This is a genomic window from Mesocryomonas fontinalis, from assembly GCF_055730125.2.
This window is the reverse complement of the sequence record NZ_JBUZWG020000003.1, coordinates 193217-205595: the sequence shown is the minus strand read 5'-3', so window position 1 is coordinate 205595 and position 12379 is coordinate 193217. Positions and strand designations below refer to the sequence as shown.

The following is a 12379-nucleotide window of genomic DNA, read 5'->3' as shown; positions in this document are numbered from 1 at the left end:
CCTCTGGGAGAATTGACGTGACCGACATCGCCGCACGCGACCTGATCGCCCTGTTCAGGGCGATCGCCGACATGATCGAGGTGCACAAGGACCATCTCAGCCAGCTCGACGGCGTGATCGGCGACGCCGACCACGGCGTGACCATGGGCATCGGTTTTGCCGCCGTCACCGAGGCGCTGGCAGGGCTCGAGGCGGAGGCCGAGCCGACGGCGGTGTTCAACACCGCGGCGAAATCCTTCCTCAACGCTGTCGGCGCTTCGTCGGGGCCGCTCTACGCCACCGCGTTCCTGCGGGCGGGCGCGGCGGTGAAGGGCAGAGCGGTGCTCGACCGCGATGCCATGGTCGACGCCATCGCCGCGATGGCGCGCGGCATCCAGGAGCGCGGCAAGGTCGTCCGCGGCGAGAAGACGATGCTCGATGCGTGGCTGCCAGGTGTCGAGGCGGCGCAGGCGGCGCGTGACGCCGGCCAGCCGCTCTCGGCATGCCTCGCAGCGGCCGCGGTTGCTGCGGCGGAAGGCGCCGAGGCGACCAAGGCGATGACGGCGTCCAAGGGCCGCGCCGCGCGCCTCGGCGAGCGTGCGCTCGGGCACATGGACCCCGGGGCGCGGTCGGCGGCGTTGATCATCGGCGTCATGGCCGAGCATTTCGCCGCGGCCTGACGAGCGTTTCACCCGGCGGCGGCATGAAAGACCGCCGCGCCAAGCTGCATCCCGGAAAGGACGAGAGTGCCGACGACCGAGACAGAATTGCGCCAGCATATCATCGACTGCTGCCGCGAAATGAACCGCAACGGGCTGAACCAGGGGACCTCCGGCAACATCTCGGTCCGTCATGGGGGCCGCATGCTGATCACCCCGACCGCGACGTCCTATGAGGCGATGCGCCCGGACATGCTGGCCTCGATGCCGATCGACGACAGCGCGGTGGCGGTGTTCGACGGGCCGCTCAGGCCGTCTTCGGAATGGCGGTTCCACCGCGACATCCTGCGCGAGCGGCCGGAGATCCACGCCGTCGTGCACGCGCACCCGACCTTTGCGACGACGCTCTCGATCGGCCGCCTTTCCATCCCGGCCTGCCACTACATGATCGCGGCCTTCGGCGGCAACGACGTGCGCTGCTCGGATTTTGCCATCTACGGCACGGCCGCGCTCTCCACCACCGCGTTGAAGGCGCTGGAAGGCCGCACGGCATGCCTCCTCGCCAACCATGGCAGCATCGCCCTCGGCACCGATCTCGACAAGGCGATGTGGCGGGCGGTCGAGCTCGAGACCATCGCCCGGCAGTACTTTTACAGCCTGCAGCTGAAGGACGGCCCGGTCATTCTGGGCGACGCGGAGATCGAGGAGACCCTCAGGAGCTTCGGGGCCTACGGTTTGCAGACGAAGCCGGCGGCGTAGCTGCCGATCCAAAGCCGGATCCCGATCCGGATCGCTCGGCGAGGGCGTGAGGGCGTTCTGCAAACATGGAACTGGCCGCCGTCCGCTTGCGGCGCGCCGGCGGCATGGCGTACCTGAGGCGATGCAGGGCCGCGGTCGACGGCTGCGCCCATCTTTGGCGAGGCGCCTCCGGCCCTGCCGAAACACAGGAAGGTCAATGCGCGTGTCCCACGATATTTTGGTCCTCGATGGCGGCATGAGCCGCGAACTGGTGGCGTTCGGCGCCACGCTGCGCCAGCCCGAATGGTCCGGGCTCGCTCTGATCGAACAGCCGGAGATCGTCGAGAAGGTGCACCGCGTCTTCATCGAGGCGGGCGCCGACATCGTCACCACCAACAGCTATGCACTGGTGCCGTTTCACATCGGGCAGGAGCGGTTCGACCGGGATGCGACGATGCTCGCCGACCGCGCGGGTCGGCTGGCGCGCGCCGCCGCCGATGCCTTTCCCGAGCGGCGCGTCCAGGTCGCCGGCTCGCTGCCGCCGCTGTTCGGCTCGTACGAGCCGGAGAACTTCGATCCAGCGCTCGCCCCGACCTATCTCGGCCGGCTCGTTCCCGGCCTTGCAGAGCATGTCGACCTCTGGCTCGGCGAGACGCTGAGCCTGATCGCCGAGGGCCAGGCGGTCTGCGATGCGGTGGCGGCGAGCGGCAAGCCGGTCTGGATCTCCTTCACCCTCGACGAGGAATCCGCCGGCCACGGCACGCCGAAGCTGCGCTCGGGCGAGACGGTGAAGGCTGCGGCCGAGTGGCTCGCGCAATCGCCCGCGGTTGCGATGCTGTTTAACTGCAGCCAGCCGGAGATCATGGCGGAGGCCGTCGGGGTCGCCGCGGCGGTGCTGGGTCCCGCGCGCCCGGACGTCCGGATCGGCGTCTATGCCAACGCCTTCGATGCCAAGGCGGACGACGAGGTGGCCAACGAGACGCTGACCGAGTTGCGCGGCGATCTTGAGCCGCGGCGCTATGCCGGCATGGCGGCGGAATGGGTCGAGAAGGGCGCCTCGATCGTCGGCGGCTGCTGCGGCATCGGCCACGAGCACATCCACTGCGTCCGCGAGGCCTTTCCAGGCTGAAGCCGGGCAGGATCCGGGAGGCCGGCAATGCTGGCCTCCCGGATTAAGGCGGCCAGAATCAGGCGACTGGGCTCAGGCGACCGGACGCAGCAGGTCGAAGGCGGCGAGCGACATACCGACGACGCCGTAGCCGATGCAGCGCTCGTCCGGCTGGTAGTCCGAATTGTGCAGCCTGTCGTCGCGGCCGGGCGTCTGCGCGCCGACGCCGAGCTGGAAGGCCGGCACCTTGGCGCCGACGAGGGCGAAATCCTCCGCGCCGAGCGAGGCCGGGCGGGCGTGGACGACGTCGCCATAATGCTCGGCGATGCTCTTCACCGTCGCGCGCATCAGCGTCTCGTCGCTGACGAGCGAGGGCACGCCGCGCACCATGTCGAGCCGGCAGTCGACGCGCATCGACGCCGAGACACCGGCGCAGATCCTGAGGATCGCCTGCTCGATCAGGTCGCGGTTTTCCGGGTGCTGCGTGCGCACCGTGCCGATCAGCCGGCAGCTGTCGGGAATGATGTTGTGGGCGAGCCCACCCTCGATCCCGCCGATGGTCAGCACCGCCGGGTGCATCGGGTCGACCTCGCGCGCGACGACCGTCTGCAGCTGCAGGATGAGCGTCGCCGCCGCCACGATGGGGTCGCAGGCATGCTGCGGCCGGGCGGCATGGCCGGACGTACCGGTGACGAGGATGCTGAACTCGTCGGAGGATCCGTTGGAAATGCCGGGCGTGTAGCTGAAGCTTCCGACCGCCTCATCGGGGTGGTTGTGGAAGCCGAGCGCCATGTCGACGCCATCGAGCGCGCCGTCGGCGATCATCGCCGCCGCACCGCTGTCCGAGGTTTCCTCGGCCGGCTGGAACATGAAGCTGATGCGCCCGGACAGCTCGTCCTTCAACCGTTCCATGACCTCGGCGACACCGAGGAGCGTCGCCACGTGCAGGTCGTGCCCGCAGGCGTGCATCTTGCCCTCGATCTTGCTGGCGAAGGCGAGCCCGGTCTGTTCGTGGATCGGCAACGCATCCATGTCGGCGCGGATCAGCAGATGGGGGCCGGGCCGGCCGGTATCGATCTGCCCGAGGACGCCGGTGCGGCCGATGCCGGAGCGCGCCGAAATGCCGAGCGCCGCCAGCCGGTCGGCAACAACGCCGGAAGTCCGCACCTCCTCGAACCCAACCTCCGGATGGGCGTGGATATCCCGGCGGATGGCGATCAGGTCGGGGGCGATCGACGCGGTGATTTCCTCGATCTTCGAGCTCAGGCTGTTGGAAAGCATGGTGATTCCCTCGGCGGCAAAAAGCGGGGAGGGACCGCAAGATCCCCCGCACCAGACAGCGCCTACCGTTTTTCAAGCGGGACCGCGAGAGCGTCAGCCGCACTTGTCGGCCCGAAGAGAGGTTCACGCCGTGTCTCCATCGGCTTTCTCCTTTTTTTACCGTGAAGGCGTCTTGCGGCCCCAAACCGCATGGAATTGAGCATTTCTTCCCTTTCGGCCGGGCCGGGCTGACGCTATCCCTGCCGAATATCTTCGACGCAGGAGCATCACGGCATGACGGACAGATTCGAGAGCGGCCCGCTTTTCACGGGCATGAGCCGGCGTGGCCTCCTGAAAGCCTCCGCGATGCTCGGCGCCGGCGCGCTCCTGTCCGGCAGCGCCCTCTCGGCCGCGCTGGCGCAGGAGGCTTCGACGCCGAAGCGGGGCGGCCACCTGATCCTCGGCCTCGACACCGCCTCCAGCTCCGACAGCCTCGACCCCGCCTTCTACACTGAAGCCTACATGTACACGGTCGGTTTCCAGCTGTTCAACACGCTGGTCGAGATCGACGACACCGGCGCGCTGGTGCCGTCGCTGGCGGAAAGCTGGGAGCCGGTGCGGCCGGACGGCTCGGCCTGGCGCTTCAAGATCCGCAAGGGCGTGCAGTTCCACAACGGCAAGGAGTTGACGGCTGCCGACGTCATCTACTCGATCAACCATCACCGCGGCGAGAAGAGCGGTTCGGGCGCCAAGGGCCAGCTCCTGACCATCACCGAGCTGACCTCGCCGGCGCCGGGCGAGGTCGTCTTTACCCTCGACTCTGGCAATGTCGACTTTCCGGCGACGCTGACCGACTACCATCTCGGCATCGGCCCGGACGGCGGCGACTTCGCAAAGGGCATCGGCACCGGCGCATTCAAGCTCGAGAGCTTCCAGCCGGGCGTGCGCGCGTTGACCTCGCGCTTCGACAGCCACTGGAACCCGGCCCGCGGCCATGTCGACAGCTGCGAGACGATCGCGATGAACGACGCGACCGCACGGCTTGCCGCCGTCATGAGCGGGCAGGTCCACGCGATCAACCGGGTCGAGCCGCGGATGATCTCGCGGATCCAGTCGCTCCCCTCGATCGCGCTGACGACGTCGCCGGCCAACACGATGTTCACCTTTCCGATGCGGATGAACGCCGCGCCGTTCGACAATGACGACGTGCGCAAGGCGCTGAAATACGCCATCGACCGCGAGGCGATGGTCGCCACCGTGATGGGCGGCATCGGCACCGTCGGCAACGACAACCCGATCGCGCCCTGGAACAAGTATTACTCCGAAGATCTGCCGAAGAATGCCTACGACCCGGAAAAGGCCCGCTTCCATATGAAGAAGTCGGGCTTTGCCGGTGCCTTCGAGCTGTCGGCCTCCGACAACGGCTTCCCCGGCGCGGTCGATGCCGCCCAGCTTTTCCAGGTTTCGGCCAAGGCCGCCGACATCGACATCCAGGTCAACCGGGTGCCGAGCGATGGCTACTGGGACGAGGTCTGGATGAAGAAGCCGTTCTGCGCGTCGAACTGGTCGATGCGGCCGACGGCCGATGCCATGCTGTCGCTGGTGTTCAAGTCCGATGCGCCGTGGAACGAGACCGCCTGGAAGCGCCCGGATTTCGACGCCAAGCTGATTGCCGCGCGCTCGGAGTTCGACGAGACCAAGCGCAAGCAGATCTACCACGACCTGCAGCTGATGCTGGTCGAGGACGGCGGCGAGATCATCCCGGCCTTCTCCGACCTGAAGGTGGCGTCGTCGACCAAGCTGTCGGGCGTCACCAGCGTGCCCGGCGGCGGCGACCTCTGCGGCTACCGCCTGCCGGAAAAGGTTTGGTTCAACGCCTGAACATACGGAGATGCGGCGATGGCTTTCGGGCTTTCGCCGCTCCCTTTCCTCGCGCAAGGCCCGGTGCCGGTATCTGTGCCGGTGACGACGGGCCCTGCCGCGTTGCCCTGCTGTTGCTTTCCCCGAAAGGCTCCATGGCTCCGAAAATCCTGAGCGTCGAGACCGACGCCGTGCTTCCCGGGCGCGCCGACGTCGTCATCGTCGGCGGCGGTATCATCGGCCTGACCACGGCGATGCATCTCGCCGAGGCCGGGATCTCGTGCGTCGTCTGCGAGAAGGGCGTGCTGGCCGGCGAGCAGTCTAGCCGCAATGCCGGCTGGGTGCGCCAGCAAGGGCGGGATGTCCGCGAGGTCGAGCTGTCGATCAAGAGCCTTGCCGCCTGGAACAGCCTCGACGCCCGCATCTCGGGCGACACCGGCTTCCGCCAGTGCGGCAGCGTCTACGCTTTTCGCGACGAGAGCGAGCTCGCGCCTTATCAGGCCTGGATCGACCGCGCGCGGGAGTGCGGGCTGGAGACAAGGGTCATCGGCCGGCGGGAGATCGCCGAAAAGGCGCCGGGCTTCGAGCACGGCTACCCCGTCGGGCTGTTCACCCCGAGCGATGGCCGGGCCGAGCCGCAGCGCGCGGCCCCAATGATCGCCCGGCATGCGCGCGCGCTCGGCGTCACCGTCCTCGACCACTGCGCGGTGGAGGGGATCGAGACCGCAGCGGGCGCGGTCTCCGCCGTGGTGACGGAAAAGGGACGCGTGGCGACCTCGACCGTGGTCGTGGCGGCCGGTGCGTGGTCGTCGATGTTCGTCCGCCCGCTCGGCATCCGCCTGCCGCAGCTGAAGGCGCGCGTCTCGATGGCCAAGTCCGATGCGGCGCCGGATGGTCCCGATGCGGCGCTCTGGATACCCGGCCTCTGCATCCGCCGTTGCGACGATGGCCGCTATTCGATCGAGCAAGGCGGCCAGTACATCGCCGACATCGTGCCCGACAATCTCCGGTTCTTCCGCGAGTTCCTGCCCTCGCTGCTGCAGCAGCGCGGTGACGTGAAACTGCGCCTCGGCCGGCGGTTCTTCCGCGAACTCGGCTACGAGAACTGGTGGAAGAAGAAGGGGCCTTCGCCCTTCCGGGAGGAGCGTACGCTCGACCCGGTTCCCTCGCAGGCGATCGTCGCCGGGGTGAAGGCGATGATGAACCGTCACCTCTCGGCGCTCGGCAAGGCCGAGGTGTCCGAGACCTGGGGCGGCTATGCCGACGTGACACCGGACGCCATTCCTGTCATTTCCCGGGTGGGACGGGTGCCCGGACTGGTGCTTTCGACCGGCTATTCCGGTCATGGTTTCGGCTTGAGCCAGGGGGCCGCAAGGCTGACGGCCGACATCGTGCTCGAACGGGCCTTGCCGCCCGAGGCCCGTCATTTCGATTTCAAGCGCTTTTCCGCGAGAGCGTGAGCGAGCAGAGAGGCCACCCGTGATCGACATCGACAGCCAGAGCGTCGCGCTGGCCGCCGCGCCAGACGCCCGGCGGCGCGACCGCTCGACGGGCATCGCGGGGCTGCTGATGCGCCGCATCGGCCTTGGCCTGTTGACCTTGCTGGCGGTGTCCCTGCTGATTTTTGCGGGAACGCAGATCCTGCCCGGAGACGTCGCCACCGCCATGCTCGGCCAGCAGGCGACGCCGGAGGCCGTGGCCGCCATTCGCGCGACGCTCGGTCTCGATCAGCCGGCGCTGCTGCGCTATGCGCACTGGCTCGGCGGCATCGTGCAGGGCGATCTCGGCATCAGCACCAGCAACCGCCAGGAGATCGCCACCAGCCTATGGCCGCGGCTGCAGAATACGCTCTTCCTCGCCGGCTTTGCCGCGATCGTCGCGACGCCGTTGGCGCTGCTGCTGGGCGGCGTGTCCGTCCTCTACCGCGACCGCTTCCTCGACCGCTTCATCAACATCGTGACGCTCGCGGCGATCTCGCTGCCGGAGTTTTTCGTTGGCTACCTGCTGATCGCCTATGTCGCGGTGCAGTGGAACTGGCTGCCGACCAATTCCCTTGTGTTCGACGGCATGCCTCTCCTCGACCGGCTGGAGGCGGTGCTGCTGCCGTGCCTGACGCTCGTCCTCGCCGTCCTCGGCCACATGATGCGGATGACGCGTGCGGCGCTGATCAACGTGATGTCGGCGCCCTACATCGAGACCGCGAAACTCAAGGGCCTGCCGCCTTGGCGCATCATCTCGCGGCACGCCCTGCCGAACGTACTCGGGCCGATCATCAACGTCGTGATGCTGAACTTCGCCTATCTCGTGGTCGGCGTCGTCGTGGTCGAGATCATCTTCGTCTATCCCGGCATGGGCCAGTACATGGTGGACCACGTGACCAAGCGCGACGTCCCGGTGGTGCAGGCTTGCGGCCTGGTGTTCGCGGCGATCTACATCGGCCTGAACCTTGCGGCGGACATCCTGACGATCCTCGTCAATCCCCGTTTGCGCCTGAAGCGGTGAGCCGATGCCCCGTCTGACCCTTTCCGCCGCGCTTGCGCTGATCGTCCTCGGCCTGTTCGTCCTCGTCGCCGTGCTGGCGCCGCTGATCGCGCCGCATGCCGGCTACCAGCCGATCGGCGGCGTCTGGGAGCCGGCCTCCGCCGCCGCCCCGCTCGGCACCGACACGCTCGGCCGCGATCTCCTGTCGCGGCTGATCTTCGGGGCGCAGATCACGCTCGTCATCGCCGCCGCGGCCACCGTCCTGGCTTTCCTCGGTGGCACGGTCCTCGGCTTCCTCGCCGCCGCCATGGGCGGCTGGGTCGACCAGCTGCTGTCGCGGCTGAACGACGTCCTGATGTCGATCCCGACGCTGATCTTCGCGCTGGTGGTGCTGTCGATCCTGCCGAAGACGACCGCCGTGCTGATTGCCGTGATGGCCGTGCTGGAGGCGACGCGGGTGTTCCGGGTGAGCCGGTCGATCGCCGGCGACCTCGTCGTCGCCGACTATGTCGAGGTGGCGCGGATGCGCGGCGAGGGCTGGGCCTGGATCGTCTTCCGTGAAATCCTGCCCAACGCTCTGTCGCCGCTGCTGGCCGAACTCGGCCTGCGCTTCGCCTATGCCGTGCTGTTCCTCTCGACGCTCTCCTTCATCGGCCTCGGGATCCAGCCACCGGCGGCCGACTGGGGCGCGCTGGTGCGCGAGAACAAGGACGGCCTCCTGTTCGGCATCACCGCGGCGCTGATCCCGGGCTTTGCCATCGCGATCCTTGCCGTCGCCGTCAATCTCGTCGTCGACTGGCTGATCAACCGCAGCAGCAGCACCAAGGGAGGACGCTGAGATGAGCTTGCTCAGCGTCCGCGACCTCGAAATCCGCGCCGTCTCCGGCAAGTCGCAAGACGGGGCGGTCATCGTCGACCGGGTCTCGTTCGAACTGGCACCGGGCAAGGTCCTCGGCCTCATCGGCGAGAGCGGCGCCGGCAAGTCGACCATCGGCCTTGCCGCCATCGGGCATCAGCGCGAGGGGCTGGCGATCACCGGCGGCAGCATCGCCTTCCAGGGTGCCGAGCTCGGCCGCATGTCGCCGGCAGCGCTTCGGGACTTCCAGGGCAGCTCCGTCGCCTACGTCGCGCAGTCGGCCGCGGCCGCGTTCAATCCGGCGCAGACGCTTATGGCGCAGATCATCGAGGCCTCGCTCTGGCACGGCCAGCTCAGCCGGCGGGAAGCCGTGGCGCGGGCGGTGGAGCTGTTCGGCCTTCTGGCGCTGCCGGACCCCGCGACCTTCGGCGACCGCTACCCGCACCAGGCTTCCGGCGGCCAGCTGCAGCGGGCGATGACGGCGCTGGCGCTCTGCCGCAAGCCGGCGCTGATCGTCTTCGACGAGCCGACGACGGCGCTCGACGTCACCACCCAGATCGAGGTGCTGGTGGCGATGAAGCAGGCGGTGAAGGAGACCGGCACTGCGGCGCTCTACATCTCGCACGATCTCGCCGTCGTCGCGCAGATCGCCGACGACATCCTCGTCCTCCGGAAGGGGAAGACCGTCGAGATCGGCAGCGCCGACCAGATCGTCAACCGTCCGGCGGAGCCCTATACCCGCGACCTCGTCGCCGTCCGGCAAGCGGCGCGTCCCGGCTCGAGCGATGCCGCCGCGGATCTGCTGCGGGTCGAGCAACTCGATGCCGCCTACGGCTCCTCCCAGGTCCTCCACGATGTCAGCCTCGCCGTCGGGCGCGGCCGCACGCTGGCGGTCGTCGGCGAGTCCGGCTCGGGCAAGTCGACGCTGGCGCGGGTGATCATGGGGCTTCTCCCGCCGTCGAGCGGCAGCTTGCGCTATCACGGCGCCGTGCTCGATCCGGCGCTGCGAAGGCGCAGCAAGGAGGCGCTGCGCAAGATCCAGATCGTCAACCAGATCCCCGACACCTCGCTCAATCCGCGCCAGAGCATCGGTGAGATCGTCGGCCGGCCGCTGACGTTCTACTTCGGCCTCCGCGGCGCGGCCCGCCGGGCGAAGGTCCTGTCGCTGCTGGAGGAGATGGAACTGCCGGCAAGTCTTGTCGAACGCTATCCGGCCGAACTCTCCGGCGGGCAGAAGCAGCGCGTCTGCATCGCCCGTGCGCTGGCGGCCGAGCCCGAACTCATCGTCTGCGACGAACCGACCTCGGCGCTCGATCCGCTGGTCGCAGCCGGCGTCCTCGGTCTCCTCGCCCGGCTGCAGGCCGAGCGCTCGGTCTCCTACCTCTTCATCACCCACGACATCGCCATCGTCGAGGCGATCGCCGACAGCGTCGCCGTCATGCACCAGGGCCGGATCGTCCGGTCCGGGAGCAAGGAAGCGGTGCTGTCGCCGCCCTTCGACGACTATACCGACCGGCTGCTGAAGGCCGTTCCGCGGATGGAGATCGGCTGGCTGGAATGCTATCGCGCAGCGCTATAGCGGCTGCGCCGGCGCCAGTTTTTAGCGACGCTGTAGCGGATGCGGCCGGTGATCATCCGACCGGTTTCATCGGCTTGAGGATCGCTCTACGAGCATTCGGCGATCGGGTCAGTCTACCCGCAGGACGTCCTAGTGTGGCGCTTGCGCCCGCAGGATAGCGTCGATCTCGCCGCTCGCCGTTTTCAGTGCCTCGTCGGCCGGCTTCGTGCCGGAGAGCGCGGCGTGGATCTCGCGGGCGAGGGCGCGTTCGATCTGGGTGTAGCAAGGAATGTTCGGGCGCTGCCAGGTCGTCAGCAGATGGCGCTTCACCAGGCCGTCGACGAAGCGGACGATCGGCGAGCCGGCTGCCGCCTCCGGGTCGGCGCTGGTCGAGAAGCGCGGCGCGATCGGAAAACCGTTGCGCACATGCGCCCGGATCGAGTCCTTCGATGTCATCCAGGCGATCGCCTCCGCCGCGATCTCCACGCGGTCCTCCGGCAGGTTGGCGGGAATGCCGAGGATGAAGCCGCCGATCGGCGAGGCGCGCCCGCCGCCCGGACCGGCCGGCTGCGGCAAATACTCGACCTTGCGCTTCACCACCGACTGCACGTCGTATTCCATGCGGGCGGCGCGCATCGTCCAGCAATAGGCGAGCGACGCGCGGCCGGACAGGAACAGCGACAGGTTCTGGTCCCAGGCAAGGCTCAGCGCGTTCGGCGGCGAAATCTCCAGCAGCCGCCTCATGAAGTCGAGTGCGGCGCGCCCGGCATCGGAATCGACGAGGGAGACGAGACTGCCGAGGTCGACGCCCTCCGAGGTGAAGCCTTGTGCGCTCGGTCTTAGCGAGATCGGCGGACTGCCGCAGGCGCCGAGGAAGAACAGGAAGCTCGAGGCGATCGGCATGCCGGGCGCGCCATCCCAGACGGCGCCGAAGCGCCCTTCCTGCGGGGCGTGAAACCGGCGCCCGGTGTCGATCACCTCGTCGAAGCTCTTGGGGAAGCCGAGATTGCGCTCCTCGAACAGGTCGCGCCGCGCGGCGAGGATGCCGATGGTGCAGTAGATCGGCACGCCATAGGTCCGCCCGCGCCACTCGGCGGTCGACTGGACGGCCGGGTGGAAGTCGGAGAGATCGATCGTCCCCGCCTTGATCAGGCCATCCAGCGGCCGCAGCAGGCCCTTTTCGGCGAATTCGCCGACCCAGGGCATGTTGATCGTCACCACGTCGTAGCGCGAGATCGGGCGCTCGGCATTGGCCAGGACCTCGGTGTAGAGGTCGGGCAGGCGCAGGAGGTTGAAATCCCGGCTGGCGGCAAGATTGCTGCGCAGGTCGACCCACATGTTGCGCATCGCGGAGAAGTAGTTGTCGTCGTTGAGGAGAAAGCGGATGTCGAGCGCCGAATTGGCCCGGCGCTCGATCAGCCGCGGCGGCGGCACAGGCTGCGCGCCGAGCGGCGTCCCGCCGAAATAGTACTGCTCCTCGTCCTCGCCGAGGCTGCGCAGGCCCATGGTGCGGGCGATCAGCGCCTTGATGGAGCGCGCGTAGCGCTCGAAGTTCCGGCGCATCTCCTCGCTGGCGTGCAGCGAATGGCTTTTCCCCGCCCGTCCGCGGGCCACCCGCAGGATCGCTCCGCTGTCGATCATCCGGTTGATCAGCCGCATCGCCGTCGCATAGGGGATGCCGGTGACCTGGGCGAGCATCGAGATGGTCACGGTCTGGCCGCGGATCTCCGAGGTGATCAGGAAGGTCGTGACCTTCCACACCGGCTCGTCGTCGGCCAGCGCCATCGTCTCGCGGAACGGCGTGCGCGTCTGCTCCAGAAACTCGATGACGCGGAGGATCTCGTACTCGTTCAACTCATCGACCTCTGGCCCGGCCCGGC

General features: G+C 68.2%; 10 protein-coding genes. 8 read left to right on the top strand and 2 right to left on the bottom strand.

Annotation, left to right across the window (positions count from 1 at the left end; genetic code table 11):
* The first annotated feature begins 17 nt into the window (after positions 1-17).
* The 3 genes from dhaL to ACZL02_RS09080 all read left to right on the top strand — a co-directional run bounded on the left by dhaL (position 18) and on the right by ACZL02_RS09080 (position 2505).
* On the top strand, positions 18-659 hold the full coding sequence (dhaL, locus tag ACZL02_RS09090; protein ID WP_472937341.1) for a dihydroxyacetone kinase subunit DhaL: 642 nt from the start codon (positions 18-20) through the stop codon (positions 657-659).
* 66 nt (positions 660-725) lie between these two features.
* The gene (locus ACZL02_RS09085; protein ID WP_472937342.1) at positions 726-1397 is read left to right on the top strand and encodes a class II aldolase/adducin family protein; all 672 of its coding nucleotides are present in this window, start codon (positions 726-728) and stop codon (positions 1395-1397) included.
* A gap of 196 nt (positions 1398-1593) precedes the next feature.
* A complete protein-coding gene (locus ACZL02_RS09080) occupies positions 1594-2505 on the top strand; it encodes a homocysteine S-methyltransferase family protein (RefSeq protein WP_472937343.1) in 912 nt (303 codons plus the stop codon).
* A gap of 72 nt (positions 2506-2577) precedes the next feature.
* On the opposite strand, the gene ACZL02_RS09075 is transcribed toward ACZL02_RS09080, so the two are convergent.
* The gene (locus tag ACZL02_RS09075) at positions 2578-3765 is read right to left on the bottom strand and encodes a M20 metallopeptidase family protein (protein ID WP_472937344.1); all 1188 of its coding nucleotides are present in this window, start codon (positions 3763-3765) and stop codon (positions 2578-2580) included.
* Positions 3766-4038: 273 nt separating this feature from the next.
* Between ACZL02_RS09075 and ACZL02_RS09070 the strand changes: the two genes are divergently transcribed.
* The 5 genes from ACZL02_RS09070 (at position 4039) to ACZL02_RS09050 (ending at position 10520) form a co-directional block, all read left to right on the top strand.
* Positions 4039-5625, top strand: coding sequence for an ABC transporter substrate-binding protein (locus ACZL02_RS09070; protein WP_472937345.1), 1587 nt, complete (start codon positions 4039-4041; stop codon positions 5623-5625).
* A 134-nt stretch (positions 5626-5759) separates the two neighbouring features.
* Entirely contained in the window at positions 5760-7064 is a 1305-nt protein-coding gene (locus ACZL02_RS09065) for an NAD(P)/FAD-dependent oxidoreductase (protein ID WP_472937346.1), read from the top strand.
* Positions 7065-7173: 109 nt separating this feature from the next.
* Positions 7174-8106 carry an ABC transporter permease gene (locus ACZL02_RS09060; protein WP_472938124.1) on the top strand — a complete coding sequence of 311 codons (933 nt, stop codon included), beginning with the start codon at positions 7174-7176 and terminating at the stop codon, positions 8104-8106.
* A 4-nt stretch (positions 8107-8110) separates the two neighbouring features.
* Positions 8111-8923 carry an ABC transporter permease gene (locus ACZL02_RS09055; protein WP_472937347.1) on the top strand — a complete coding sequence of 271 codons (813 nt, stop codon included), beginning with the start codon at positions 8111-8113 and terminating at the stop codon, positions 8921-8923.
* 1 nt (position 8924) lies between these two features.
* Complete coding sequence (locus ACZL02_RS09050) at positions 8925-10520, top strand: ABC transporter ATP-binding protein (protein ID WP_472937348.1); 1596 nt, start codon at positions 8925-8927, stop codon at positions 10518-10520.
* Between the two features lie 129 nt (positions 10521-10649).
* On the opposite strand, the gene ACZL02_RS09045 is transcribed toward ACZL02_RS09050, so the two are convergent.
* Entirely contained in the window at positions 10650-12353 is a 1704-nt protein-coding gene (locus ACZL02_RS09045; RefSeq protein ID WP_472937349.1) for an extracellular solute-binding protein, read from the bottom strand.
* Positions 12354-12379 lie beyond the last annotated feature (26 nt).

What these genes read in the sequence shown, in the direction of transcription:
- ACZL02_RS09060 (WP_472938124.1), top strand. Translation starts at nt 7,174, where the DNA reads ATGCGCCGCATCGGCCTTGGCCTGTTGACCTTGCTGGCGGTGTCCCTG.
- ACZL02_RS09075 (WP_472937344.1), bottom strand. Translation starts at nt 3,765, where the DNA reads ATGCTTTCCAACAGCCTGAGCTCGAAGATCGAGGAAATCACCGCGTCG.
- ACZL02_RS09050 (WP_472937348.1), top strand. Translation starts at nt 8,925, where the DNA reads ATGAGCTTGCTCAGCGTCCGCGACCTCGAAATCCGCGCCGTCTCCGGC.
- ACZL02_RS09055 (WP_472937347.1), top strand. Translation starts at nt 8,111, where the DNA reads ATGCCCCGTCTGACCCTTTCCGCCGCGCTTGCGCTGATCGTCCTCGGC.
- ACZL02_RS09080 (WP_472937343.1), top strand. Translation starts at nt 1,594, where the DNA reads ATGCGCGTGTCCCACGATATTTTGGTCCTCGATGGCGGCATGAGCCGC.
- ACZL02_RS09070 (WP_472937345.1), top strand. Translation starts at nt 4,039, where the DNA reads ATGACGGACAGATTCGAGAGCGGCCCGCTTTTCACGGGCATGAGCCGG.
- ACZL02_RS09065 (WP_472937346.1), top strand. Translation starts at nt 5,760, where the DNA reads ATGGCTCCGAAAATCCTGAGCGTCGAGACCGACGCCGTGCTTCCCGGG.